The 26,371-nt window shown below is 69.9% G+C and carries 22 protein-coding genes and 1 pseudogene; 16 read left to right on the top strand and 7 right to left on the bottom strand.

Annotated elements, in window-relative coordinates:
- Positions 1 to 20 precede the first annotated feature (20 nt).
- The 5 genes from OG520_RS34365 (at position 21) to OG520_RS34345 (ending at position 4,269) form a co-directional block, all read left to right on the top strand.
- Entirely contained in the window at positions 21 to 317 is a 297-nt protein-coding gene (locus OG520_RS34365; protein WP_266422691.1) for a HypC/HybG/HupF family hydrogenase formation chaperone, read from the top strand.
- Positions 314 to 1,417, top strand: coding sequence for a hydrogenase formation protein HypD (hypD, locus tag OG520_RS34360; protein ID WP_406015693.1), 1,104 nt, complete (start codon positions 314 to 316; stop codon positions 1,415 to 1,417). Before OG520_RS34365 ends, hypD begins: the two co-directional genes overlap by 4 nt.
- Positions 1,418 to 1,425: 8 nt before the next feature.
- The gene (gene hypE, locus OG520_RS34355) at positions 1,426 to 2,514 is read left to right on the top strand and encodes a hydrogenase expression/formation protein HypE (RefSeq protein ID WP_406016628.1); all 1,089 of its coding nucleotides are present in this window, start codon (positions 1,426 to 1,428) and stop codon (positions 2,512 to 2,514) included.
- The gene (locus OG520_RS34350) at positions 2,515 to 3,264 is read left to right on the top strand and encodes a DUF6390 family protein (RefSeq protein ID WP_406015692.1); all 750 of its coding nucleotides are present in this window, start codon (positions 2,515 to 2,517) and stop codon (positions 3,262 to 3,264) included.
- Between the two features lie 216 nt (positions 3,265 to 3,480).
- On the top strand, positions 3,481 to 4,269 hold the full coding sequence (locus tag OG520_RS34345) for an IclR family transcriptional regulator (protein ID WP_406015691.1): 789 nt from the start codon (positions 3,481 to 3,483) through the stop codon (positions 4,267 to 4,269).
- Between the two features lie 63 nt (positions 4,270 to 4,332).
- On the opposite strand, the gene OG520_RS34340 is transcribed toward OG520_RS34345, so the two are convergent.
- On the bottom strand, positions 4,333 to 6,633 hold the full coding sequence (locus OG520_RS34340; RefSeq protein WP_406015690.1) for an FAD-dependent oxidoreductase: 2,301 nt from the start codon (positions 6,631 to 6,633) through the stop codon (positions 4,333 to 4,335).
- Between the two features lie 435 nt (positions 6,634 to 7,068).
- Between OG520_RS34340 and OG520_RS34335 the strand changes: the two genes are divergently transcribed.
- From OG520_RS34335 to mug, 6 genes are all read left to right on the top strand, one after another.
- A complete protein-coding gene (locus OG520_RS34335) occupies positions 7,069 to 7,998 on the top strand; it encodes a carbohydrate ABC transporter permease (protein ID WP_406015689.1) in 930 nt (309 codons plus the stop codon).
- Positions 7,995 to 8,915, top strand: a complete 921-nt coding sequence (locus tag OG520_RS34330; RefSeq protein ID WP_399333751.1) for a carbohydrate ABC transporter permease — start codon at positions 7,995 to 7,997, stop codon at positions 8,913 to 8,915. Before OG520_RS34335 ends, OG520_RS34330 begins: the two co-directional genes overlap by 4 nt.
- A 68-nt stretch (positions 8,916 to 8,983) precedes the next feature.
- Positions 8,984 to 10,285: an extracellular solute-binding protein gene (locus OG520_RS34325; protein WP_406015688.1), complete on the top strand. Its 1,302-nt coding sequence runs from the start codon at positions 8,984 to 8,986 to the stop codon at positions 10,283 to 10,285.
- A gap of 222 nt (positions 10,286 to 10,507) precedes the next feature.
- Positions 10,508 to 11,815 (top strand): BNR-4 repeat-containing protein, encoded by a 1,308-nt coding sequence (locus tag OG520_RS34320; protein WP_406015687.1) that lies wholly within the window; start codon positions 10,508 to 10,510, stop codon positions 11,813 to 11,815.
- A 1,001-nt stretch (positions 11,816 to 12,816) separates the two neighbouring features.
- Entirely contained in the window at positions 12,817 to 14,259 is a 1,443-nt protein-coding gene (gene purB, locus OG520_RS34315) for an adenylosuccinate lyase (RefSeq protein WP_389985099.1), read from the top strand.
- A 19-nt stretch (positions 14,260 to 14,278) separates the two neighbouring features.
- Positions 14,279 to 14,842, top strand: a complete 564-nt coding sequence (gene mug, locus OG520_RS34310; RefSeq protein ID WP_406015686.1) for a G/U mismatch-specific DNA glycosylase — start codon at positions 14,279 to 14,281, stop codon at positions 14,840 to 14,842.
- A 419-nt stretch (positions 14,843 to 15,261) separates the two neighbouring features.
- Here mug and OG520_RS34305 read toward each other — a convergent pair whose 3' ends face one another.
- The 3 genes from OG520_RS34305 to OG520_RS34295 all read right to left on the bottom strand — a co-directional run bounded on the left by OG520_RS34305 (position 15,262) and on the right by OG520_RS34295 (position 17,476).
- Positions 15,262 to 15,699 carry a hypothetical protein gene (locus tag OG520_RS34305; protein WP_399333760.1) on the bottom strand — a complete coding sequence of 146 codons (438 nt, stop codon included), beginning with the start codon at positions 15,697 to 15,699 and terminating at the stop codon, positions 15,262 to 15,264.
- 98 nt (positions 15,700 to 15,797) lie between these two features.
- Positions 15,798 to 16,535, bottom strand: coding sequence for an ABC transporter permease (locus OG520_RS34300; protein WP_406015685.1), 738 nt, complete (start codon positions 16,533 to 16,535; stop codon positions 15,798 to 15,800).
- 2 nt (positions 16,536 to 16,537) lie between these two features.
- Positions 16,538 to 17,476, bottom strand: a complete 939-nt coding sequence (locus OG520_RS34295; protein WP_399333764.1) for an ATP-binding cassette domain-containing protein — start codon at positions 17,474 to 17,476, stop codon at positions 16,538 to 16,540.
- Positions 17,477 to 17,584: 108 nt separating this feature from the next.
- On the opposite strand from OG520_RS34295, the gene OG520_RS34290 reads away from it, so the two are divergent.
- The 3 genes from OG520_RS34290 to OG520_RS34280 all read left to right on the top strand — a co-directional run bounded on the left by OG520_RS34290 (position 17,585) and on the right by OG520_RS34280 (position 20,841).
- A complete protein-coding gene (locus tag OG520_RS34290; RefSeq protein ID WP_406015684.1) occupies positions 17,585 to 18,778 on the top strand; it encodes a sensor histidine kinase in 1,194 nt (397 codons plus the stop codon).
- 156 nt (positions 18,779 to 18,934) lie between these two features.
- The gene (locus OG520_RS34285) at positions 18,935 to 19,585 is read left to right on the top strand and encodes a response regulator (RefSeq protein ID WP_399333768.1); all 651 of its coding nucleotides are present in this window, start codon (positions 18,935 to 18,937) and stop codon (positions 19,583 to 19,585) included.
- Positions 19,586 to 19,683: 98 nt separating this feature from the next.
- Complete coding sequence (locus tag OG520_RS34280) at positions 19,684 to 20,841, top strand: ROK family transcriptional regulator (RefSeq protein WP_399333770.1); 1,158 nt, start codon at positions 19,684 to 19,686, stop codon at positions 20,839 to 20,841.
- A gap of 62 nt (positions 20,842 to 20,903) precedes the next feature.
- Here the strand turns inward: OG520_RS34280 and OG520_RS34275 are convergent, their stop codons facing one another.
- A complete protein-coding gene (locus OG520_RS34275) occupies positions 20,904 to 21,671 on the bottom strand; it encodes a GntR family transcriptional regulator (protein ID WP_399333772.1) in 768 nt (255 codons plus the stop codon).
- A 316-nt stretch (positions 21,672 to 21,987) separates the two neighbouring features.
- Complete coding sequence (locus OG520_RS34270; protein ID WP_406015683.1) at positions 21,988 to 22,881, bottom strand: RNA polymerase sigma-70 factor; 894 nt, start codon at positions 22,879 to 22,881, stop codon at positions 21,988 to 21,990.
- Positions 22,882 to 23,035: 154 nt separating this feature from the next.
- Here OG520_RS34270 and OG520_RS34265 point away from each other — a divergent pair, with 154 nt between their 5' ends.
- On the top strand, positions 23,036 to 23,866 hold the full coding sequence (locus tag OG520_RS34265) for an alpha/beta fold hydrolase (protein ID WP_406015682.1): 831 nt from the start codon (positions 23,036 to 23,038) through the stop codon (positions 23,864 to 23,866).
- A 75-nt stretch (positions 23,867 to 23,941) separates the two neighbouring features.
- Here the strand turns inward: OG520_RS34265 and OG520_RS34260 are convergent.
- Positions 23,942 to 24,790 (bottom strand): annotated as a pseudogene (locus OG520_RS34260) (DMT family transporter); the annotation flags it as partial.
- 47 nt (positions 24,791 to 24,837) lie between these two features.
- Between OG520_RS34260 and OG520_RS34255 the strand changes: the two are divergent.
- Positions 24,838 to 26,331: a PLP-dependent aminotransferase family protein gene (locus OG520_RS34255; RefSeq protein WP_406015681.1), complete on the top strand. Its 1,494-nt coding sequence runs from the start codon at positions 24,838 to 24,840 to the stop codon at positions 26,329 to 26,331.
- Positions 26,332 to 26,371: the final 40 nt, after the last annotated feature.

Below are 26,371 nucleotides of genomic sequence, written 5' to 3'. Positions count from 1 at the left end.
ATCCACAGAGGAGAGGGACCATGTGTCTGGCTGTTCCGGGGCGTGTCCTCAGTACCGCCGAAGTCGACGGCACCGTGATGGCCGAGGTCGATTTCGGCGGGGTGCGCAAGGAGGTGTGCCTCCAGTACATCCCCGATGCGACCGTCGGTGAATACGTCATCGTGCACGTCGGATTCGCCATCCAGCGCCTCGACGAACGGTCGGCCCTGGACACCCTTGCCGACTTCGAGCGGCTCGGCATCCTGGCCGAGGAGTTCGGGGACGGCTTCGAACGCGCAGCCCAGCAGGGTGCCTCTCCCGAAGGAGCCGTCCGGTGAAGTATCTCGACGAGTTCAGCGACCCCGATGTCGCCAAGAAGCTGATCGACCAGATCCACGCGGCCACCACGCAGAAGTGGGCGCTGATGGAGGTCTGCGGCGGCCAGACCCACTCGATCATCCGGCACGGCATCGACCAACTGCTGCCGGACGGTGTGGAGATGATCCACGGACCGGGATGTCCCGTCTGTGTCACCCCGCTGGAGACCATCGACCGGGCGCTGGCGATCGCTGCCCGCCCCGGCGTCATCTTCTGCTCGTTCGGCGACATGCTGCGCGTGCCCGGCAGCAGCCAGGACCTGTTCTCCGTCAAGAGCGCCGGCGGTGACGTGCGCGTGGTGTACTCGCCCCTCGACGCGCTGAAGATCGCCCGGGAGAACCCTGACCGCGAAGTCGTCTTCTTCGGGATCGGGTTCGAGACCACCGCCCCCGCGAACGCCATGACGGTGTACCAGGCCCAACGGCTCGGGGTGCGGAACTTCTCCCTGCTGGTGTCCCATGTGCTGGTGCCGCCCGCAATCGCCGCGATCATGGAGTCCTCGACGTGCCGGGTGCAGGCGTTCCTCGCCGCAGGCCACGTGTGCAGTGTGATGGGGACGGCCGAGTACCCGCCGCTGGCCCGGAAGTACAAGGTGCCGATCGTGGTCACCGGCTTCGAGCCGCTGGACATCCTCGAAGGGGTCCGCCGGACCGTCGTCCAGCTGGAGGCGGGCCGGCACGAGGTGGAGAACGCCTACCCCAGGGCCGTGCGCGAGGAGGGCAATGTGCCCGCCATGGAGATGCTCGCCGATGTCTTCGAGGTGACCGACCGGACCTGGCGCGGCATCGGGGCGATTCCCCGCAGCGGCTGGCGGCTCTCCGAGAAGTACCGGGCGTTCGACGCGGAGCAGCGGTTCGACGTGACGGACATCTGCACCGCCGAGTCGTCGCTCTGCCGCTCGGGCGAGGTCCTCCAGGGTCTGATCAAGCCGCACCTGTGCGAGGCGTTCGGCAAGGAGTGCACGCCGAGGAACCCGCTCGGCGCGACCATGGTGTCGTCCGAGGGCGCGTGCGCCGCGTACTACACCCACCGCCGCCTGGAACTGGTCGATGCGAAGTGACTGACGCGATGCAGGACGCGACCGCCGTGGTGAACGATGTGCCCGACCTCGACATCGAGGGGTGGGCCTGCCCAGTACCGCTGCGGGACATCCCCTCCGTCGTCATGGGCCACGGGGGCGGCGGTGCGATGTCCGGCGAGCTGATCGAGCACCTGTTCCTGCCCGCGTACGGTGCCGCGGCCGCCGCCGACCTCGGTGACTCGGCCGTTCTGACGGTCGGCTCCGGCACCCGCCTCGCCTTCTCCACGGACTCGTTCGTGGTGAAGCCGATGTTCTTCCCCGGCGGGTCGATCGGTGACCTGGCGGTGAACGGCACGGTCAACGACCTGGCCATGTCGGGTGCGACGCCCCTGTTCCTGTCCACCGCCTTCATCCTCGCGGAGGGCACGGCGCTGAGCGACCTCGGCCGGATCGCGCGGGCCGTGGGCCGGGCCGCCGAGGACGCCGGCGTACGCCTGGTCACCGGGGACACGAAGGTCGTGGAGCACGGCAGTGGTGACGGCGTCTACCTCAACACCTCGGGCATCGGCGTGATCCCTCCGGGCGTCGACATCCACGCGCGCCGGGCGCTCCCCGGCGACGCCGTGCTCGTCAGCGGCGACATCGGCGTGCACGGTGTGGCCGTGATGAGCTGCCGGGAGGGCCTCGAGTTCGGTACGACGGTGGAGAGCGACACCGCCGCGCTGCACGGACTGGTCGCCGCCATGCTCGCCACCGGTACCGACCTCCATGTGCTCCGGGACCCCACGCGCGGGGGCGTCTCGGCTTCGCTGAACGAGATCGCCCGTGCCTCGGACGTGGGCATCGAACTGGTCGAGCGGCTGCTTCCCGTGCCGCCCACGGTGCGCGACGCGTGCAGTCTGCTCGGGCTCGACCCGCTCCAAGTGGCCAACGAAGGCAAACTGATCGCGATCGTCCCGGCCGAGGACGCGGACCGGGTGCTGGCCGCCATGCAGGCCCATCCCCTGGGCCGTTCCGCCTGCCGGATCGGCAGCTGCGTCCCGGATCACGCCGGGATGGTCGTGGCGAGGACGGGGCTGGGCGGGAGCCGGGTGATCGGGCTGCCGATCGGCGAACAACTACCGAGGATCTGCTGAGTGAGTGCCGAGGGCGCGCTGCTGTTCGCGCGATACGCCTACCCGCCCAACGAGCTGGGCTACTGCGGCCCCGCGGACGCGGCGGCCCTCCTGCACCGTGACGCGACCGCCGACATCGAGCGGCGCGCCCGGCAGTTCGAGGGGGCCTGGTGCTATCTCCAGTTCCTCGCGGAGACGGCCGGACTGGCGGACCCGCTCGACGTGCGGGTGGTCGAGGCGTACTGGATCGGCAACGAACTGCTGGACCGGGCCGATCCCGCCGCTCTGGTGGAGCGCATGACCGACCGGTTCCGGGGGCAGCTCGGCGGCACCTGGCGCGACGCCGGGCGGCGCGCCCTGGCCCATCACAGCTTCCAGGTGTTCGAGGTCTATCCATGGGCCCCGATGCTGCGGTCGGCAGGCCATCCGACCGCCCTGTCCGTGCTCGACCAGTGCCGCATCCGTACGGGAGTGGTCGTGGCCGCCGACAGAGACCTCGCGACCGTGCGGTCACGCCCGCTGTGCTGGGACGGTGCGGGGCTGGCCGACGGGGCGTGGCGGGAGGAGACCGTACGCTGCTCGGCCGGTGGGCTGACACTGCTCGACGGGCTGTCCGCCGGTGACCGGGTGGCGCTGCACTGGGACTGGGTGTGCGACGTGCTCACCGACGAACAGGCCCGACGCATCGAATTCCTTGAGGAGCGCCGACGCACCGAGTTGGGCCTCTCGTCCTGTGAACCGGGTCTCGGCGGCCACGGCGCTCCGGGCTGACGGCCGACGGCTCCGTCGATTCCTGCCCCAGTCGGCCTCCGTCCTGCCATGCGCTTTCCCTCACGCGGACGATGTCCGCCCACGGGCGCCCCGTGCGGCACGGTGAGTGACCCGTATACGTTCCGGCCGCGAGCCGACGGATTCCAAGAACAACCCTCAGATCGACGCGATATGCTGATGCAGATTGTGCAAGCCGTTTGCAAAATGAGGAGGGTCATGGCCACGCGGGCGACCGACGCCGGGACGAACCAGAGCGTCGAACGAGCGGTCTCGGTGCTGCGCGCACTCGACTCCGGCCGTCCGGAACTGCGCGTCTCCGACGTCGCCGAACTCACCGGACTGGGCTCCTCCACCACCTCCCGCCTCCTGTCCACCCTCGAGCGCCTCGACATGGTCGAACGCGACCCCGTCAGCAACCTCTACCGCCTCAGCCTCGGCATCCTCCCGCTCGCCGCCACCGCCACCAATCGCCACCCCGTGCACCGCGCCGCCCGCATGGTCCTCCAGGACCTCGCCACCCGCACCGGACTCGGAGCCAACGTCGCCGTCCGCCGCGACACCGAGCTGATGTTCCTGTGCAATTTCGAGGGAACCCGCGCCCCCAAGTCCTACACGCAGGCCGGACACACCGCCCCGCTGCACGCCACCAGCATCGGCAAGTGCCTCCTCACCGGCCTCACGCCCAAGGAGCGCCGCAGGCTGCTTCCCGAACCGCTCGCGGCGCACACCGACTACACGACCACCAGCCACGACCTCCTCGACACCGAGATCGACACCGTCCGCCGCACCGGCTACGCCATAGAAGCCGAAGAACGCGCCCTGGGCCGCGCTTCCCTCGCCGCGCCCGTCCGCGACGCCTCGGGTGACATCGTCGCCGCCATCTCCCTGTGGGGCCCCACCTCCCTCCTCGGCAGCCACACCGAAGCCGAAGGGCAGCGTCTCGCCCTCGCCCGCGAGGTCATCGAAGCCGCCGACGCCATCAGCCAAGCACTCGGCGCTCTCTGAAACACGCGGCGAAGGGGCCCGGTGAAGGTCGTTCGACCTTCACCGGGCCCCTTCGCCGCGCGGCTACGCGCCGTACGCCTTGAACGCGATCACGTGCGCGTGCCGCGCCCCGTGCGTCGCGTCGACCACGAGCCGCAGCGCGTCGGTGCGCACGGGCCCGCCGTCCGCGCCGTTCAGATCGTGCACGCGGTGGCGGCGGCGGTTGTCCGTCACCGTCAGCAGCGTGTGCCAGGCGCCGTCGGGCTCGCGGCCCTGGATACGGTAGTCGCGGACCAGTTCCGGCATGACCTCGAACGGGGTGCGGTGCCGGTGCAGGTTGTTGAGATATTCGTCGACGTCGTCGTCGAACACCACGCGTGTTTCGGTGAGTTGCTGCTCCTTGTCCCAGTCGAGGCGCAGCCACTGCGTGGCCCGGTCCGGGTCGGGCAGCAGCTCGGACGACCACATCTGCGGGCCCCCGTAGGCGCGTTGGAGTCCGCCGACGGCCCGCTCGGGCAGGAACGCGGCGGTGTCCGGGGTCGCACGGAAGCCGAAGGTCCGGCGGCGCAGGCCGCGGGCCTGCCACTCCAGGACCAACTGGCCCTCCTCCTCCGGGATGTCGTGGTCGACGGCCGCGTCCCCTTCGGCCCTGCTGCGCAGGGCGAGGACACCGTCGGTGCGCTCGGGGACGAGTACCAGCGCCGCACCCGGACAGGCGCGCACGATCAGTACGACGTTCTCCGGGGCGTCCGGGCGGTGGTCGAAGCGGGCCGTGACCCAGTGAGGGCCGCCGGCCGGCACGGTCACCGTGGTGGTGAGCATGTGGTCGACGGGGACCGCGTTCTCGGGGCGGCCGGTGTTCCACAGTTCCACGGTGAGTTCGCTCGGCAGCTCGCTCTGGGCGCCGTGGACGAGCAGGTCGACCGTGTCGAGTGCCGGGTCGACCGGCAGCAGCAGCGCGAGGTCGCGGGTGAGCGGGTACGGCTCGCCGGGCGCGGCCGGCGTGGGCTCGGCGGCCAGGCGGCTCAGGTACGAGGAGGCGCTGACGCGGGCCGTGCGCGCCAGGTTGTCGGGGTCGTCGTCGTACAGGCCGATGACCGAGGCATCCTGCCGCAGCAGGGTGCGGCGCACCAGCTCGGGGTGGTCGGCGGCGAGTTCGCGCGGGCTGAGGCCCTCGGCGACGCACAGCGCGGCGGCCGTGCCCGCGGCCTCGCCGAGCGTGGCGCAGGTGGCCATGACCCGGGTGGCACCGAAGGCGATGTGGGTGGCGGAGATGTTGCGCCCGGCGAACAGGAGGTTCATGACGTTCGCCGAGTACAGGGAGCGCAGCGGGATGTGGAAGATGCCGTCCGCGTAGCGCTGGCGGGCGCCGGGCTCGTCGGCGTACATGCCCTGCACCGGGTGGAGGTCGACGGACCAGCCGCCGAAGGCCACGCGGTCGGCGAACTGCCGCTGCTCCAGGATGTCCTGCTGGGTCAGCATGTGGTCGCCGAGGAAGCGGCGGTACTCGCGCTTGCCGGGGAGGCTGCCGACCCACTCCAGCGTCAGGTTCTCGGCGTCCGGGAACTCGCCGGAGTTCTTGATGTGGTCCCAGATGCCCATGATCACGGCCTGGAGTTCGTCCCGGATGCGCTCGTTGTCGTGGACGGTGTCCAGCTCGCCGCCCCACTCGATCCACCAGTAGTCGCAGCCGTTGTCGCCGGTGCGCAGCACGCGGTTGCGCAGGATGGGCGTGGTGGTGAGGTCGCGGGCGCCGTCGGGCGGCACGAACTTCACGGGACGGCCCGTGTCCTTGGTGTGGAACAGGATCGTCGATCCGAGCAGCGCCCCGTCCCCGGCCTCGGGCGCCCAGGGCTCGCCGAACTCCGAGCGCGCCTCGCGGCCGATGCGGTGGTGGGCGCCGGCGAGGTGGCCGAGCAGGCCGTCGCCGGTGCAGTCGAGGAACTGCCGTGCGCGGAAGGTGATACGCCGCTCGGAGCCCATCATCCAGCCCGTGCAGGAGTGCACCTCGCGTGCGCCGTCCGGGCCGCTCGCGTCGACCTCCCGTACGTCGGTGTTGAGGTACAGGTCGATGCCGGGTTCGGCCCGGACGGCGTCGAGGACCACCTGGTCCCAGTAGTACGGGTTCCCCTCGGGGTTGCGGTACTGGTTCTCGGTGTACAGCTCGCCCATGATGCCTGTCTCGCGGGCCCAGCGGTGCACGCCGTGGGCCGTGGCGCCGCAGACCCAGACGCGGACCTCGCTGCTGGCGTTGCCGCCCAGGACGGGCCGGTTGTTGACCAGGGCGACGCGTCGGCCGAGCCGGGCCGCGGCGATGGCCGCGCAGGTCCCCGCCAAGCCGCCGCCGATGACGGCGATGTCGTAATGGACCTCTTCTTCCCGCACGGTGCGGCCTCCTTGGTGTGATGCTCGGGTGCTCTCCGCCGCAGCGGAGCGGCCTTGAACGTACATCACATGCATATTGTGCAACCACTGTTCGGACAGTGGGATTTGTTGTAGGTTTCCAGCGCAGCCGACGACATCGCCGCCGTGGGCCAACAGCCAAGCTCATGGCATGTCCGGCGCTTTCGCCGGTCTGTACGGAACCGGCGATTCACCGACCAAGAGGGTTGACGCCGTCGCACGATATGGAGAACGATCCCGCATGCTGCAACTTGCGTTCGACGGAGCATGCATGGCATTCACACAGGGCCTCGGTCGAAGCAGGGGGCGGCGCGGCTCGCCGCTCACACCGGGCCACGTCACGTCCGTCCACCGGCGCACGGCCTCCCGTGCCACGCCCTGCACCACCGCTCCCGCCCCGTTCGAGAGGACACACCCATGAGTACGGCCGCACCTCCACAGAAGGCCGCTCCACACCGTGAGCGGTCCGGCGGACGGCTCTCCAACGGCGCGTTCGCACTGCTGCTGACCGCACCGGGGCTCGCCCTGTTCGCGGCGATCATCATCTATCCGCTGCTGTCCGCCCTGTTCACCGGCTTCTTCAAGCAGGACCTGCGGCTGCCGGGCCGGGAGTTCGTCGGCCTGGAGAACTTCGGCTACTGGCTGGACGGCGAGTTCCTCACGATCCTCAAGCAGACACTGATCTTCACCTTCGGTGCGACGCTCGTCCCCTTCGTGGTCGGTTTCGCCCTCGCGCTCGCGCTGAACTCGGGCCTGAAGGGCAGTGGCTTCCTGCGTGGACTGTTCCTCTTCCCGTGGGTGATCCCGGGCGTGGTGGTCTCCTTCCTGTGGATGTGGATCTTCAACGCGAACTACGGCGTGCTGAACGGCATCCTCATGAAGGCCGGGATCATCGAGGAGTCCATCTCCTGGCTCGGCCAGCCCGGCACCGCGATGCTCGCCGTCGTCGTCACCAAGACCTGGGCGAGCTTCCCCTGGATGATGGTGATGCTCCTGGCCGGTCTGCAGACCGTGCCCAAGGAACTGCACGAGGCGGCGTCGATGGACGGGGCGGGCTCGATCCGGCGCTTCTTCGCCGTCACCTGGCCCCAGGTCCGCGGTGTCGCCTCGATCGTGCTGCTCCTGGAGTTCATCTGGAACTTCCAGCACTTCGACACCATCTACGTGCTCACCGGCGGCGGCCCGGCCGGCACCACCGAGACCTTCGCGACCGCCGTGTACCAGACCGCCTTCAAGGGCTTCGACATCGGCCGGGCGACGGCGCTGGGCGGTCTGTGGATGGTGCTCCTGCTCATCCTGGTCGCCGTCTACCTCAGGATCACCGAGCGGAAGGGCGACGCCCGATGACCTCCACGACCTCCACCCCGCTGTCCGGCACCGACCGGCTGAGGCCGTCCGCCACGTCCGCCGGGCGCACCTCGCGGCGTCGGATGCGCAAGGACCTGCTGCGCTCGCGGATCGCCGCCTGGACCGCGATCCTGGTGATCGGCGCGTTCGGCATGCTGCCGGTCTACTGGCTGCTGGCCACCGCCCTGAGCAGCCCCGAGCAGACCTTCCAGTTCCCGCCGAAGCTCATACCCACCGACATCACCTTCAGCAACTTCACGGCCCTCGCCGAGAACGACCAGCTGATCAAGTACCTGGTCAACTCCCTCATCGTGGCCTCGATCACCGCCGTGCTGAGCGTGGTCGTCGCCACGTACATGGGCTACTCGTTCTCCAAGTTCCGCTACCGCGGGCGGCGGTCGCTGATGCACATGGTGCTGGCCTCCCAGATGTTCCCCCAGGCGCTCCTGCTGGTGACGCTGTACGCCGTGTTCTCCAGCTTCGGCCTGCTTAACACGTACACCGCCCTGGTGCTGTCCTTCACCACGTTCACGATGCCGCTGTGCGTCTGGATGCTGAAGGGCATCTTCGACACCATCCCGGACGCCCTGCTGGAGGCCGCGTCCATCGACGGCGCGTCCCGGTGGCGGACGCTGCACTCCATCGTGGCGCCGCTGGCCGCGCCCGGAATGATCGCCGCCGGACTGTTCGCCTTCGTCCGCGGCTGGAACGACTTCATCTTCGCCGTGACGCTGGCCGACAAGGAGAAGCAGACCCTGCCGCCCGGCCTCGTCTCCACCTACATCGGTGAGTTCCAGACCGCCTGGCCCGAGCTGATGGCGGCCTCACTGGTGGTGTCCGCGCCGGTGGTCGTCGCCTTCATGTTCCTGCAGCGCTACCTCGTCGGCGGCATGACCGCCGGCTCGGTCAAGAGCTGAGCACGCGGGATCCGCCCGCACCTTCCCCCACGCATGTCCCCTTCCGCCCACTCCCCCATGGAGACACCATGACCACCTCTGGCATCAGCCGGCGCGGCGCGCTGCGCATGTTCGGCATCGGCGCGCTCGGTGTGGCCGGCGCCGGCGTGCTCGGCGCCTGCGCACCGTCCGGCGCCGGCACCTCCTCCAACAGCGGCGACACGAAGTCCAAGAACTTCGACTTCACCTCCTGGTCGCTCAACGAGGAGGCAGCCAAGCCCTCGATCGAGAAGATCATCGCGGCGTGGGAGAAGGACAAGAGCTCCAAGGTCCGCGCGGTCTCGTACCCGTACAACGAGTACCTGAGCCAGCTCACCCTCAAGCTCGGCGGCGGGGAGACGACCGGCGCGGTGCATCTCGACATCGCCTGGCTCGCCGCGGTGGCGCAGATGGGCAAGCTCGCCGACCTCGGTTCCGTGGCCCTGAAGGGCGGCTACACGAACGTGGCGCTGGACAGCGGCATGTACGACGGCAAGCAGTACGGCCTGCCGTGGAACACCGGCTCGATCGGTGTGATCGCCAACTCCAAGCTCCTGGAGAAGGCCGGCATCAAGAAGCACCCCGCCACCGTCGAGGAGTTCGAGGGCGCGCTGCGGGAGCTGAAGGGGCTCGGCGGTGGTGTCGTGCCGTACGCCGCCGCCACCAAGGTCGCGCAGCTCAAGGACATATTCCCGTGGATGCAGACCTTCGGCTGCACGCTCCTGGAGGACGACAGGGTGACCATCGGAGACGACGCCTCCATCGACGCCGTCACCTGGTACAAGAAGCTGCACGACGAGAAGCTGATCGCCGCGGACGTGGACCGCTTCGACGCGCGTGCCCTGTTCGGGCAGGGCAAGGCCGCCTTCTACGACGACGCCATCATCGGCAAGGGCGTGACCGCGGCCCAGTCCAAGGACAAGACGCTGGCCGACGCGATGCAGCCGATGAAGCGGCCGGTGCTGCGCTCCGGTGACACGCCGCAGGCGCTGCTGTGGGGCGGTGTGATCGCGATCGTCAAGGGCAAGGGGCAGGACGCGGCGACGGAGTTCGCACTGCACACCACCTCCGACCGCGCCACCACCACCGAGTACTTCGCCGCCCGCGCCCTGCCGCCGTCCACCACGGCGGGTCTGGCCGACCCGAAGGTCGCGCAGGACACCTTCACCACCGAGTGGACCGAGAAGATCACCGATACGGCGACCGGCAGTCCGTTCTGGCAGTTCGCGCAGAACGCCCAGATCGAGGAGGCCGTGGCCAAGCAGGTCCAGGCCGTCCTGGTCGGCAAGTCGAAGCCGAAGGACGCGATGAAGAAGGCCGCCGAGGAGGTCACCGACCTCATCAAGCGCTGAGCCGGCGCACGGCGGTCCGGGGCCCGGTGAAGGCAGAACGGCCTTCACCTGGCCCCTCGCCATGTTGCACATGCTGCCCCCTAGATGCATCTCGGATCTGCATTGCGCAATCTCTATTCACGATTTGGGATCCGTTGTAAGTTCCGGCGTAGCGGAGAGGGTGGACCGACCTGCGCGGCCGCTCCCGCTCGCCTCACCATCACGCCCGCGAAGGAGTTCACCTTGCGACGTCCCACGGCACGCGCGTACGCCGCCCCGGCCGCGGCCCTGGCCGCCCTGTTCACGCTCGTCCCGGCCGCCCAGGCCGACAGCACGGACCTCACGGCAGCCGCGGCAACGGTGATCGAGAAGGTTCCGTACGCGATGGACTCGTCGAACCAGGCCGCCTGGTGGACGCCGGCCGCCACGTACAAGGGCCGCGGTCAGTACACGTACTTCGCCTTCAACGAGCCCGGCTCGACGGCCGCCATGCATCGCCCGGCCATCGCGCGGCGCGACCCGGACGGGGTCTGGAGCCGCCTGCCGCTGCTCGAAAGGAGCGGACAGCAGGCCGAGTTCGCCGACGACAACGGTCACAACCAGCCGTCCGTCGCGCGCGACGGCAGTGGCCGCCTGCACGTGTTCGCCTCCATGCACGCCAATGCCTGGCGCTATTTCCGCACCGAGGCCGCCGGCGGGGACGTCACGGACCACGCGGCCGAACTGCCCGACCAGGGCGTGGGCATCACCTACCCGATCGTGGCCACCGCGCCCAACGGCGATCTGTACCTGGCCGCCCGCGTCGGTGCCGGCGCCGGCGCCGACCAGCGTCCCGGCAAGCTATACCGCTGGGACGACGCCGCCGCACGCTGGAGCGTGGTCGCCACCTTCGCCGGCGCGCTGAACCGCTCCGTGTACCCCGACGACCTGGCGGTGGACGCCGCCGGGCGCGTGCACCTCCTGTACGAGTGGGCCAAGGCCCCGGCCACCGGGTTCCGGCACCAGCTCTCCTACCTGCGTTACGACCCGTCGACCGGCGCCTTCGCGGACAGCGCGGGCGCGGCCGTGACCACCCCGGTGGCACCCGGCACGTCCGACGTGATCCAGGAGCTCACCACGGGTGAGGAGTGGAGCATCGACAACGCCTACACGGGTCCGGCGGTGCAGAGCGCCAAGCTCGCCCTCGACGGCTCCACCCCGAAGGTCGCCTACCGCTACCGCTCGGCCGACAGCGGCGGCAACTTCCACGTCTACTACGCGTATCCGAGCGGCGGCGACTGGGCCCACCGGACCGTGTACGCCGACGGCCAGACCGCTGCGGCCCTCGGCATCACCTGGGACGAGACGGACGCCCAGCGGGTCTACTACGTGACCGGCTCCGGCACCGACCGCGTCTTCGTCGCGACCGAGTCGGGCAGCACGTGGACCTCGCAGTCCGCCGCGCCGGGTGTGAGCGCGGACCGGCTCGCGGTGCGACGGGACTCGGACGGGGACGATGTTCTGTACCTCCCGGACACCGCGCACGACTCGCTCTACTACGGGCGGCGTTGAGGCCCTGCACTATCGGCACTCCCGGCAGCGGGGTGACAGGGCGCATTCGGTGCCGGTGACCGGTGGCGCAGGACCCGGGTCCGACGTTCTCGGAACGTGACGGAGCGCGCAGGCCGGACGCCGAGGCACCGACCCGTTGCGACGTCGCCGAAGGAGGAGACGCCGTCGTCGGCGGGCCTCGGACCTCGGACCGTGTCCTACTGACGAGGTGCAGGGCACCCGGTGCAGCCCTTCGCACATCCGCGCCACACGTGTCGTCACCGCTTCGTTGCTCCACGTACACGAAGGCGGAGAGCCGCAGTACGACGGTGCCCGCCCCGGACGCCGCACTCCTTCGCAGCCCGCCGCGCCACGATGCCCCGCCGGATATCCGGCGGGGCTTCGTCGTCTCGCACTGGGCCGCCCTCTCCCTCGCCGCCGGCGTGGAGGTGGGCGAGCACGACCCGGCATTTCGACCGGGTGCTCGGTGTGTCCGGCGCACCGGGCCGGGCAGGTGAGGGGGACCGGGCCGTGGTCCAGGAGCGGCATCGTGACGGCGCACGGCGCGCTCGTCGGCCTGCCTGCTTCCCTCTCCGCGGCGCCCCGGTGGCAGTACCCGGAGGGGGTGCCGCGCAGGACGGGCCCGCGGGTGGTCCGCGGGCCGACCAGAGCCGTCGCCCTGCCGGATCCGCTCCACCCGGGCGTGCACGACGCGGTCGGGATGCGCACGGATGTCTTCCTGGGACCGGCGAGCGCATCTGACCGGCGAGCGCATCGAAGGCAGCCGCGAGGAGGCCGCCGGCTCGGAGCTCAGGCGACGGTCTTGCACGGGTTCGACTTCCTTGATCGGAAGGGCCTCGTCTCAAGGCCCCTGCGGCGCTGGAATCACCGGCCGGGGCCGTTTCGTCCCGCGCGTCTCGCACGCCGTGCGTGAGACGGTGGTCCAGGAGCCTCTGACCTGGACCTTATGGACTCTGTGGGCGCTCACGAACCGCTGAAAACGACAGGTAAACTCTGGACACGTGACTGCTGTGTCTGCGAAGCCTCGCATCCCCAATGTCCTGGCCGGCCGCTACGCCTCCACGGAGCTGGCTGTCCTCTGGTCCCCCGAGCAGAAGGTGAAGCTGGAACGCCGGCTGTGGCTGGCGGTGCTGCGCGCTCAGAAGGACCTCGGGATCGAGGTGCCGGACGCCGCGCTCGCCGACTACGAACGTGTCATCGACCAGGTCGACCTGGCCTCCATCGCCGAGCGCGAGAAGGTCACCCGGCATGACGTCAAGGCCCGGATCGAGGAGTTCAACGCCCTCGCAGGCCACGAGCAGGTCCACAAGGGGATGACGTCCCGGGACCTCACGGAGAACGTCGAGCAGCTTCAGATCCGGCTCTCCCTGGAGCTGATGCGCGACCGCACGGTGGCGGTCCTGGCCAGGCTCGGCAAGCTGGCGGGCGAGTACCGCGAGCTGGTCATGGCCGGTCGCTCCCACAACGTCGCCGCGCAGGCGACCACACTCGGCAAGCGTTTCGCGACCGCGGCCGACGAGCTCCTGGTGGCGTACGGGCGGCTCGAGGATCTGCTGGACCGCTACCCGCTGCGCGGCATCAAGGGCCCCGTGGGCACCGCGCAGGACATGCTCGACCTGCTGGGGGGCGACGCCGGGAAGCTCGCCGACCTCGAACAGCGCATCGCCGCGCACCTCGGTTTCGCGCAGGCCTTCACCTCGGTCGGCCAGGTCTACCCGCGCTCGCTCGACTACGACGTGGTGACCGCGCTGGTCCAGCTGGCCGCGGCGCCCTCGTCGGTCGCCAAGACGATCCGTCTGATGGCCGGGCACGAGCTGGTGACCGAGGGCTTCAAGCCGGGTCAGGTCGGCTCGTCCGCGATGCCGCACAAGATGAACACCCGGTCCTGCGAGCGCGTCAACGGCCTCATGGTGATCCTGCGCGGCTATGCGTCGATGACCGGCGAGCTGGCGGGCGATCAGTGGAACGAGGGCGACGTGTCCTGCTCCGTGGTCCGCCGGGTGGCGCTCCCGGACGCTTTCTTCGCATTCGACGGTCTGCTGGAGACCTTCCTGACGGTGCTCGACGAGTTCGGGGCGTTCCCGGCCGTCGTCGCCCGTGAGCTTGACCGCTACCTCCCGTTCCTCGCCACGACCAAGGTCCTGATGGGCGCGGTGCGCGCGGGTGTCGGCCGTGAGGTCGCGCACGAGGCGATCAAGGAGAACGCGGTCGCCTCGGCCCTGGCCATGCGCGAGCAAGGCGCCGAGCGCAATGAGCTGCTCGACAAGCTGGCCGCCGACGATCGCATCCCGCTGGACCGTGCGCAGCTCGACGCGCTGATGGCCGACAAGCTCTCCTTCACCGGAGCGGCGGGCGACCAGGTCACTGCGCTGATCTCCCGCATCGAGGAGATCGCCAAGCAGCACCCCGAGGCCGCCGCATACACGCCGGGCTCCATCCTCTGACGGCCTCGATCACAGCCGGATGACGCCCGAAGAGCTCCAGGCCGCCCGCGACCGCACCGTTCCCGATGTGGTCGCGGGCGGCCTGCGTGTGCTGTTCTGCGGGATCAACCCGAGCCTGATGGCGGGGGCGACGGGCCACCACTTCGCCCACCCCGGCAACCGGTTCTGGCCGGTACTCCATCGGTCCGGCTTCACGCCTCGGCAGTTGAAGCCGGCTGAACAGACCGAATTGCTGCGGTACGGCCTGGGCATCACCAATGTGGTCGCCCGTGCCACCGCTCGGGCGGACGAGCTGTCTGCCGAGGAGTTCCGCGCGGGCGGCCGGACCCTGGCAGCCAAGGTCGAAGAGCTGCGGCCGCAGTGGCTGGCGGTCGTAGGGGTCACGGCGTACCGGACGGCCTTCGGCAGGCGAACCGCCCGGATCGGTCCGCAGGACCACACCATCGGCGGCGCCCGTGTCTGGGCCCTGCCCAACCCCAGCGGCCTGAACGCCCACTGGACCGCTCAGACGATGGCGGAGGAGTACGGACGTCTCCTTGCCTCCGTCGACCGCGACACCGCCGTCACCACCGAGGAACCCTGACGCCCTCGGCGCCCTCGGCAAGGCTCGGCGCTCATGACCGCGTAGTGGCGGCCATGGTTCGTCCTCGGCCCCATGGCCGCGTACCGGTCGTCATCGTCCATGCCCGGCATCACCGCCCCGGCCGCCCCGAGCCGAGAAGCCGGGTGCCTGCCGCCCTCGCCCGTGTCCCCGGTGGCAGGCCCAGGCCCACCTTGCAGGAAGGTGTCGGGCCCATCGACGTGGACAGCCACCTGCACACCCGTGACAGACGACAAGCCGGCGGGCCTGTCGCACAGTGAACGCTGTCCGGCCCCTCGCCAGGACCACAACCGGGCTCCAGGACGGCGGGCAGTGGCGAGGCCCGTCATCCGAGGTGCTCCCGACCGGGCCATCGCAGCAGACGGTCTCGTGCCCGTCCGACCAACAGCAGCCTGCTCATGTCAGGGCGGATCGATCTCCGTCACCACCACGTTCAACTCGCACCCGGGCCCCTCCTCCTCCAGGTAGAGCCCGATGGCGATCCAACGGTCCTCGATCCTCCACAGCTGGAGGTACTCGCAGCCCGCAACCGTCTCGGCCCACGCCTCCGGTATCTCCTCGCCGGCGGTCATCCGCTCCTGTGCGCTCCACAGGCTGATCATCTGCGGCTCACCCCAGCGACCGGTGAGCAGCGTCAGCAACGCGTCATGCTCTGCGAGGCATTGGGCCCGGTGCTCCAATCGCCGCACTTCGTCGTCGTCCCAGTGATCGACGTCCGCGTGCAGGGACGCCGAGTGATACCCGGGCCCGCTGACTCCCGAGCCAGACCGGATGCGCTCCGTGGGAAAGTCCAAGGTGCGCATCGCGTCGATGAGGCGGAGGTGATGTGCGGTGGTCATGCCGCCAGTAAACCGCCCAGCACTGACAAGCCGCTCCTTGCCATGCATTTTGAGATGCTTTCAACCGTTCTGCTGCGTTTTGAAATCGCGTCGACGGGCTACGCGTCCCTGCGCCGGAGCGTCCACCAGCCGGCCAGCAGCGAGGCCGCCGCCCAAGCCGCTGTCACCCCTAGTCCGCCCCACGGTCCGAGGCTTCCTCCGGGGTTCTGGTGGAGCACCAACTGTCCGGCCCGGTCCGGGAGATATTGCGCGGCCCCGCCCGCAACGTCACCGACCACGAAAGAGACTATGAGCACGAACGGGATGAGCAGGCTGAGTACGGCCACGGCGCTGCGCAGCACCACTGTCAATCCGGCCGCGAACAGGGCCATCAGCGTCAGATAGATCCCGCCCCCGAAGGCTGCCCGCAGAGCGCCCGGCTCCCCCAGGTCGATCGCGTACTTTCCCATGAACAGTTGTCCTACAAGGAAGGCGCTGAAGCTGGTGACGAGGCCGACGGCAAGTGCCGACGCCCCGACGACGGCGATCTTGGCAGCGTAGAAGAGGTTGCGGCGTGGCACAGCGGCGAGCGATATCCGCAGAGCTCCGTTGAGGTATTCGGAGGAGAGCGCGGTCGCTCCGAAGCTGATGGCCGCGATCTGGCCGAAGTTCAGTGCGTAGAAGGCGTCGAAGACCGGCTCGGCATCGGCGCTGTCCGCCTCGGACTGGCCGATGGTGGAGAAGGCGAGCAAGGTGATGGCAAGTGTCACGAGGAGAACGGCTATCAAGGATCCCACGACGGACCGCACCGATCTCATCTTGATCCACTCGGAACGCAGCACTGCGGTGGTCGACATGGTCAGGCCTCCTGACGGTTGGCGGATGAGGTCGATGCCGATGCGAATTCCGTGGCGTCGGCGGTGAGGTCGAGGTAGGCCTGTTCCAACGTGGCCTGCTCGTCGGTGAGTTCGAGGACGGGAATGCCTTCGGTGGCGGCTATCACGCCGATCTCCCCGGCCTTCGCGCCCTCGATGGTCCAACAGCCGTCGTCATCCTGCGCAGGGTCGTATCCCTTGCGGATCAGGACGTCGCGCAGTCGCGTGGACTCGGTCGTGCGCACCCGTGCGCGGGGCCTGCTGCGGGAATCCAGGAATTCTTGCATCGGCAGGTCGGCGAGGAGCCGGCCCCGGCCGAGAATCACGAGGTGGTCGGCGAACGACGAGGTCTCGTTCATCAGATGGCTGGAGACCAGGACCGTGCGTCCTTCCCGGGCAAGCCGTTTCATCAGCTCCCGGATCCAGATGATGCCTTCCGGATCGAGGCCGTTCGACGGCTCGTCCAGCATCACGACCTCCGGGTCGCCCAGCAGCGCGGCCGCTATGCCCAGTCGCTGCCGCATACCGAGCGAGAAGGTCTTGATCCGGGCTCCGTCGACCTCCCCGAGGCCGGCCTCCTCCAGGACCTCCTCGACTCTGCTCGCACCGAGGCCGTTGCTGACCGCCAGGGCGAGCAGGTGGTTCCGTGCGGTGCGCGAGCCATGGGCGGCCTGGGCGTCCAGCAAGGCGCCCACCCGGCGCAGCGGATCGTCGAGTGCGGCGTAGAGCTGCCCGCCGATCGTGGCCCTGCCGCCGGTGGGCCGGTCGAGGCCGAGGACGAGTCGCATGGTGGTGGACTTGCCTGCGCCGTTGGGGCCCAGAAATCCGGTGACGCGCCCGGGTCGCACACTGAACGTGAGGTTGTCCACCGCGCGGGTCGTACCGAATTCCTTGGTGAGTTCATGGACGTCGATGCTGGTCATGTCTCAAGCCTCGCGGCCGCGCCCAGCGCCCCGCCTCCCCCACGGGTGGGGATCGTCTCCCTCCCTCGGGGGAGCCGCCGCACCCGCGCGGACTGACACGATGGCCGCATGTTCCGCCTCCTGCGCCCGCTCACCGCATCTGTCACCTACACCCGGTGGCTGCATCTCCTCATCCCGGGTGCGGGCTACAGCGTGTGGTTGTTCATCGTGCCGGGATCCCCGTGGGTGCCCATGGTGATCGCCGTACCGGTCGGCCTGGTGCCCGGAATGCGGCTCGCCGAGGGGGTGCAGGCACAGCTTCTGCTCACGCCGCAGGAGCGAGGCAGAGCTGATGCCGCAATCTCCGCGACCACCGCGGCCACCTGGGCCGATCGTTGGAGAACCGTGCTGTGGCTGGAGATACGAATGGTGCTCGCCCTTGCCGTGGGGTACGCCACGGTGTGGTTGTCGGCAACCGCGGTGGACCTCGTTCTCACCGCTTCCGGCAGGGGCCCGAGCAACGAATGGCTGGTCCGCGGGGTGGAGCCGCACTGGTGGTATGTCCTGCTCACCCCTCTGCCCCTCCTGCTGCTGCTACCCACGGTCGTGGTGAGCGGCCACTTGATCACCGCGTGCGCCCAACGGCTTCTCGGTCCCTCGCCGGTGCAGCGGTTGACCGCTCTGGAGGAGCGAACCGAGCAGTTGCTGGAGCGCAACCGCATCGCACGTGAGCTGCATGACTCGATCGGGCACGCGTTGACGGTCGCGGTCGTCCAGGCCGGCGCGGCCCGGACGGCGCGCGACCCGGAGTTCACCGAACGGGCCCTGGCCGCGATCGAGGAGACGGGCCGGGAGGCACTCGACGATCTGGAGCGGGTTCTGCGGGTGCTGCGCGAATCGGGGACGCCGGTGGGGCAGCGGCCGACGCTCGTGGAAGCGGACCGGCTCCTGGACTCCGCGCGCGGTTCGGGGGCGAAGATCGACGCGGACGTGTCAGGTCCCCTGGAGCAGGTTCCGGGCGCGGTCTCCCGCGAGGGTTATCGCATCCTTCAGGAGTCCCTCACCAATGTGCTGCGTCATTCGGGTACGGTCCCCGTCCGGGTGCGTATCACCGTCGCCAACGGCCGGCTGGAGCTGGCGGTCACCAATCCGCTCACTGACTCGACAGCTGATTCGACAGCCGCGCCGGGCGGCGGGAGCGGGCTGCGGGGCATCCGGGAGCGGGCCGCACTGCTCGGTGGAATGGCCAAGACAGGTCCGCACGAGGGGGAATGGCGGGTGCACGCGAGCCTTCCGTTGAACGGTTTGAGATCTGCCCCGTAGTCCCCGGGGAAACGGCGCGGCGTCGGATGCGGTGCGTCGCAAGGCACTTGGCCATCGGTGTATCGGATACATGCGGACGTTCCGGCAACATGGCGAGGTGCCGTAACTGTCGTCGTACGCCGCCAGGGATTACCGGACAGCCCTTAGGCTGGCCCAATGCCGGTTAGCGTACTTCTGGTCGACGACGAACCCCTCGTCCGCGCGGGGTTGCGCGCGGTCCTCGAGGCTCAGCCCGATATCGAGGTCGTGGGCGAGGCGGGCGACGGCGCCGCCGTGATCCCACTGCTGCATCAGCTGCGCCCCGACGTGGTGGCCATGGATGTCAGGATGCCGTTGATGGACGGTATCGAGGCCACACGGGTGGTGCTGCGCACGGTGCCGGATCCGCCGAAGATCCTGGTGGTGACCACGTTCGAGAACGACGAATACGTCTACGAGGCGCTGCGTGCCGGGGCGGACGGTTTTCTCCTCAAACGTGCCCGGCCCGCCGAGATCGTGCATGCGGTGCGCCTGGTCGCCGAGGGTGAGTCGCTGCTCTTCCCGGCGGCGGTCCGGCAACTCGCTGCCGAGTACGGGACGAGCAAGGCGCGCGCGGCCTTGCACCGGGCAGCACTGACCGAGCGGGAGTCCGCGGTCCTCCGGCTGATGGCTCGTGGCCTGTCGAACGCGGAGATCGCCGCCAAGCTCGTGGTCGGCGTCGAGACGGTGAAGACCCATGTCAGTGCCGTGCTCGCCAAGTTGGGTGCGAGGGACCGTACGCAGGCGGTGATCGCGGCATACGAATCCGGGTTCGTCGCTCCGAGCTGAGATCCCTGCCCGGGGAACCCAGGGCGGCCCGTGGTCGCCCCGCACCTGGGCAACGAGTACCATCCGCCTGACATGCGCTCGAGCTGGGAGGACACACCGTGGGCCGGCTGACCGGTGGGGATCCGTCGCTGTTGCGACGTATCAATTCCGCGGTGGTGCTGCACGCTCTGCGTGGCGCCGACTCCCCCACTCTGACGGACCTGACCCGGATCACCGGACTGTCCCGTCCGACGGTCGAGGGTGTCGTGGAGGGGCTCTTCGAGGCCGGACTCGTCGTCGAGTCGGTGCCCGACGGGGGTGAGGCCCGACGCCAGGGGCGGCCGGCCCGCCGGTTCCGGTTCCGTGCCGAGGCCGGGCATCTGCTCGGCATCGAGATCGGCCCGCATCGCGTCTCCGCACTGCTGTCGGGGCTGGACGGCCGGATCATCGGAGCCGGCGCCCGTGAGGTGTCGGAGACCGCCTGCGCCGACGACCGGCTCGACAAGGTCAGGGCCGTGGTGGCCGACCTCCTGCGGCGTACGGGTGTGGCCAGGAGCAGTCTGCGCGCAGTAGGGGTCGGCAGTCCGGGCATCGTGGAGGCGGACGGGACGGTACGGCTGGGGACCGCACTGCCGGGCTGGACGGGTCTCGCGCTGGGTGAGCGGCTGAGGCGCTCCTTCCGCTGTCCCGTCCTGGTGGAGAACGACGCCAATGCCGCGGCGGTCGCGGAGCACTGGAAGGGCGCGGCCACCGAGTCCGACGACATCGTGTTCGTTCTGGCGGGGCTGAGTCCGGGCGCCGGTTCGCTGATCGGCGGGAGGCTGCACCGTGGTTTCGGCGGTGCGGCGGGCGAGATCGGCGCGCTGCATCTGCTCGGCCGCGAAGTGACTCCGGAGCGGCTTCTGTCCACGACGGACACTCCGCTGGATCCGTTGGACGAGCCCGCGGTCGCCGATGTGTTCGCGGAGGCCCGGCACGGCGATGTCCGGGCGCAGGCGGCGGTCGAGCGGTTCATTCAGCGCCTGGTGCACGATGTGGCGGCGCTGGTGCTGGCGCTGGACCCCGAGCTCGTGGTGGTGGGCGGCTGGGCCACCGGGCTGGACGACGTGCTGGATCCCCTCCGCAGCGAGCTGGCCCGCTACTGCCTCCGGCCGCCACGGGTCACGCTGTCGCTGCTCGGTGAGGCAGCGGTGGCCACCGGCGCCCTGCGGCTGGCTCTCGACCACGTCGAGGAACAGCTCTTCGCGGTGGAGGGAACGGTGACGGCCCGCCGCTGAGTGCGACGGGCCGTGCGTACCGACAGAGGATCGGCGGAGAACCGGCCTGGAGCCGGCCGTACTCAGGAGGCCTGGCGCTCCTGGTCGTGGTGGCTGATCTCCAGGTCGCCCGAGTCGCCGAAGGTGAGCCGGCAGGTGTCGGCGCGGTACGTGGCGACGGAGAGCGCAGCGGTACCGCCCGCCACGAGGTAGCGGGTGGTGACGACGAGAACGGGGGCGCCGGGAAGCCGGTCGAGCTCCTTGGCGTCGTCCACCCGTGCCGAGCCCAGCTCCACCGACCGGTCCTGGCCGTCGAGGCCGAGGCGGTGCAGCTCGCGCAGGACCCCGCGGGCCCGTGCGGGCCCGGACGGGGCGTCGATCGCGGAGAGTTCGGGCACGGACGAGGAGGGGACGTACAGGAGCTCCGCCGCGACCGTCTGCCCGTGGGAGACCCGGATACGGCGCACGATGTGCACCGGCTCGTCGGCTTCCACGTCGAGCACGGCCGTCACCGAGGACGGCGCGACCGCCGCCGTGCAGTCCACCGGTTGCCATGCCTCCGCCGCACCGCCGCCGGACCAGTCCCGCCGTGCCGTCGAGACCGCGACCCCGACGCGCGGTGGGGCGACGGTGGTCCCGACGCCGCGGCGACGCTGCAGCCTTCCTTCGAGTTCGAGCTGTTCCAGAGCCTGCCGGAGCGTGGCTCGGGCGACTCCGAAGCGGGCGGCGAGCTCGCGCTCATTGGGCAGGATCTCTCCCACCGCAAAATCCGAGTCGAGTGCCTCACTGAGCACGGTCTTGAGGTGCCAGTACTTCGGCTCCTGCACCGATTCCAGCTGCGTGGTCCCCACCCTGTCCTCCGCAATCACCCAGCGGCTATTCCGCGACGTTATTTATTAAAGGTTCCTGTCTTAACGTTGAGACCATAGGACGGTACACACCCTTGGTCAAGACCAATCCTCGGTCGGTCACGCAGCGAAACGGGACTCTGCCGCAGAGCGTTCACAGGACGTTCGTGGTGCTGTGAGGCGAGCGCAGCACAAAGCCCCACGACCACTGGAACCCAAGGGCAGGGCGTGGGGCTTCGAACAGTGGATGGCAGCGGGGTCACCCCGCAACCGGAGTCACCGCCGCCAGTCGAGAGCGTGGTCGGTGACCCGGCGGCCGCTACTGCTCCGGGAGGTCGGTGAAACGAATGAGCTTGTCAGGGTTCCGCACGATATATACGCACTGGATGAGCCCGTCCTTGACGTCCACCTGAACGACCGAGTCGACCTTTCCGCCCAGGAACAACAGCAGGCCCGGCCCGCCGTTGAGTTCCAGGAGGCGGAAGTCGAGCTCCTCGACCTGGGCGTGGGCGACGGCGAAGAGGAAGCGGCCGACCTTGTCGGCGCTCTCGATGACCCGCAGCGGCGCCCTGGACTTTCCGCCGCTGTCCCCGACGAGCCGCGCGTCGGGCGCGAGCAGCGCCAGCAGCTCCTCGATGTCGCCACCCGCCGCCGCGGCGAGGAACCGCTCGGTGAGGTCACGGCGGTGGGCCGGGTCGACGTCGTAGCGCGGTTTGCGCTCCTCCACGTGGTGCCGCGCACGCCCTGCCAGCTGGCGCACCGCGGCCTCGGTCCGGTCCAGGGCGGTGGCGATCTCCGCGTACGGAAAGCCGAACGCCTCGCGCAGCACGAAGACGGCCCGCTCCAGCGGCGACAGGGACTCCAGGACGACGAGCACGGCGACGGATACGGAGTCGGCCAGGACAGCCTGTCCCTCGGTGTCGGGCACAGCCGGTCCGAAATGGGTGACGACCGGTTCCGGCAACCACGGCCCGACGTACGCCTCACGCCGCGACTGCACCTGCCGCAGCCGGTCGATGGCGAGGCGGGTGATGATCCTCACGAGAAAGGCGCGCGGCTCCCGTACGTCCTCACGGGAAGCGGAGGACCAGCGAAGCCAAGCCTCCTGCACCACGTCCTCGGCATCGGCGACCCGGCCCAGCATGCGGTAGGCGACGCCGGTGAGCACGGGACGGTGCTTCTCGAAGACATCGGTCGCGGTGTCGGCTGTCACCCCTCCATCCCAGCCGACCCGTCGCACCCTGTCCAGCGCGAATCTCATCCCACTCTTGAACTGCAGGCTACTGAACGGTAATTGTTATTGACGAGACGTCTAAGTCGCCTTCAGGCATGGCCCCTTCATGTCGGATCACCCCGGGAGCACCAGCATGGCCACCACGGTCTCGTTCAGCGTCGACTCACCCCAAGGGCCTCGGACCGTTTCCGTGGCGTATAAACGGACCGGTGCCGGCGAACCGCTGCTCCTGCTCCACGGCATCGGCCACCATCGTCAGGCCTGGGACCCGGTGTTGTCCGTGCTCGCCGTGGAGCGGGATGTGATAGCCGTCGATCTCCCCGGCTTCGGCGCCTCACCGGGACTGCCCGACGGACTGCCGTACGACCTGCCGACCACGGCCACGGTGCTCGGAGCGTTCTGCAAGGAGCTCGGTCTGGACCGGCCGCATGTGGCGGGCAATTCGCTCGGCGGTCTGCTGGCGCTGGAGCTCGGCCGGAAGAAGCTCGTGCGGTCGGTGACAGCGCTCTCGCCCGCCGGCTTCTGGACCGGGGGCGAGCGACGCTACGCGTTCGGGACGCTGCGGGCCATGCGGCAGGCCGCGTTGTCGATGCCGGTCCCGCTGATCGAGCGGCTCTCGCACAGCGCGGCCGGGCGCACGGCACTGACCAGCACCATCTACGCCCGGCCCGGCCGACGTTCAGCCGATGCCGTCGTCGCGGAGACCATCGCCCTGCGCGAGGCGACCGGATTCCACCAGACGCTCGCCACCGGGCGCGGCGTCACGTTCACCGACGATGTGCCGGGGCTGCCGGTGACCGTCGCCTGGGGCAGCCGGGACCGGATCCTGCTGCGCCGGCAGGGAATCAGGGCCAAGCACACCATCCCCGACGCCCGGCTGGTCCGGCTGCCGGGCTGCGGTCATGTGCCGATGAACGACGATCCGGCGCTCGTGGCGCGCGTCATCCTGGACACCAGTCGCTGACACCACACCGGTCACCGAATCCGCACCCCGGGCTGCTCCGTTCCGGGACAGGACTCCCGATCCGAGGGCGACACCCAGCCCGACCAGAAGACTGCCACCCGCCTGTGCGGTGCCGTACGAACCGGTACCGACGAGCGGTGCGGTGAGCGCGGCGGAGACCGGGATCAGGCCGGAGAACAGTGTGGCGCGCTCGGCGCCGATGCGCTGCATGCCCATGTACCAGCAGACGAAACCAATGACGGTGACCACGGCCGCCTGCCACAGCAGCGCCGTCGCCTCCGTCGCAGTGGGCATCCGGAGAACATCGCTGCCGTCCAGGACCACGCCGAGCCACGCCGACTCGACGGCGGCGATCCCGCAGACCGTGGCGGAGAGCAGCTTCGGTCCGAGGGGTCGCAGGACCGGTACGGCGAGGACGGCGAAGCCGACCTCGCCTGCCAGAGCGCCGACCGAACAGAGGATGCCCGCCAGGTCCGTGCGGCCCCAGCCCTGGACGGTGAAGGCCCCGGCGGCGACGAGCGCGGACGCGTACAGGACCGTGCGTGTCGGCCGACGGCCGTCCATGAGTGGGACGAGTACGGCGACGAGGATCGGGGCGCAGCCGACGAACACCCCTGGAACGGCGGGTTCCGCAGATCGTTCCGCACTGAGCACGGCAAGGTTGAAGCCGACCATGCCGATGGCTGCCAGCAGCGCGAGCCGTCCCCACTGGCGCAGGGTGAGGGTGCGCAGCGCGGTGATCGGCCGGGACTGCCTGTCACGGGCCAGGAGGGGTACGAGCAGAAGCGCCGCGAGGCCGTAGCGCAGCGCCTGGCCGCCCGCGTACGGATATGCGCCCAGGACACTGTTGGCGGTGAAGGAAGCACCCACGAGGATGCAGGCGAAGGCTGCGAGGAGCGCCCCGCGCAGAGAGCTGACGTTCATGGGATCGACGCTAGGCAGCCGGGCGGTCCGGATTAAGGTCCACTTCCATGATGTCTTCGGGGACCAATCCGCGGCCGGACCGTTCGGAGGACGGCGAGTTCGGCTCCGCCGCCTGGGAGTTGCTGCTGCCGGCCGCTGCGGAGCCGGCCCGTCGGCGCGGTCGCGCGCTGCAGTCGGCCCTGCGCGAAGCCGTGCGTTCCGGCCGTCTCGTTCCCGGTACGCGGCTGCCGTCCAGCCGTGCGCTCGCCGCAGATCTGCGGGTGTCTCGGGGGCTGGTCACCGAGGCGTACGAACAGCTCACGGCCGAGGGCTATCTGCGCAGCGGACGTGGTGCGGGTACCTGGGTGAGCGAAGCGGTTCGGGCGCCGGTACCGGGGGCGCGTGATCTCGCTCCGCGCGCCGCGGGCGTACGCGTGGACTTCCGGCCCGGCACGCCCGATCTGTCGCTGTTCCCGCGCGGTGCCTGGGCCGCCGCGTACCGCTCGGTGCTCGGCCGGCTGCCGCACGGCACGCTCGGCTATCCCGATCCGCGCGGCCTGCCCGGACTGCGGGACGCCCTGGCCGCCCTGCTGTCCAGGCGCCGCGGGGTGGTCGCCGATCCCGAGCGCCTGGTGGTGTGCTCCGGCGTGGCGCAGGCGACGACTCTGCTGGGGTTCGTACTGCACGGGCGGGGAATACGGAGCGTCGGCGTCGAGGACCCCGGAAGTCCCGAACACTCCGCGCTGTTCGCATCCGCGGGGGTCACCACCATCGGCTTGCCGCTCGACGACGAGGGACTCGCGATCGAGCCCCTCGTGCGCTCGGGCGTGCGCGCGGTCGTCACCACACCGGCGCACCAGTTCCCCACCGGAATCGCCTACTCCGCCACCCGTCGCAGCCAGCTTCTGGACTGGGCACGTGCCGTGGACGGGCTGGTCGTGGAGGACGACTACGACGGCGACTTCCGCTACGACCGCGCCCCCGTCGGCGCGTTGCAGGGGCTCGACCCGGAGCAGGTCGCGTACACCGGCTCGGTGAGCAAGTCGCTGGCACCCGGGCTTCGGCTCGGCTGGCTCCTCGCACCGGCGGCCATGACCGACGAGATCGTCGCCCGCAAGCGCACGATGGATCTGGGCAATCCGGCCGTCGACCAGGCGGTCCTCGCCGACTTCATCACCCGGGGCGGCTACGACCGGCAGCTGCGCCGCTGTCAGCGCGCCTATCGCGAGCGCCGCGACACACTCACTTCGATGCTGGCGGAACACTTCCCCGGAACCGAGGTGAGCGGGATCGCCGCAGGTCTCCACATCATCGCCGCACTGCCCGAACGGTACGGCCCGGAGCCGTTGTTCATGGCGCGCGCGACCGGGGCCGGAGTCGCCCTGCGGCCGCTCGGTGCCTGCGGCACCGTGCCGTACGAGGACCGGGCGGTGCGCCTGGTCCTCGGATACGCGCATCTGACTCCGTCCGACATCGAGCAGGGCGTACGACGGCTGGCGGCGGCTCAGGAGGACACGAACGGACCGGGTACCGGCGAGGGGCGGGGCCGGGTGTTCATCTGAGGTTGGTGTGCCCGCCGCCGACGGGCACAAGGGTGGGTTC

It is taken from the genome of Streptomyces sp. NBC_00984, from assembly GCF_045162475.1.
Lineage (GTDB): Bacteria > Actinomycetota > Actinomycetes > Streptomycetales > Streptomycetaceae > Streptomyces.
This window is presented reverse-complemented; position numbering and strand designations above follow the sequence as displayed.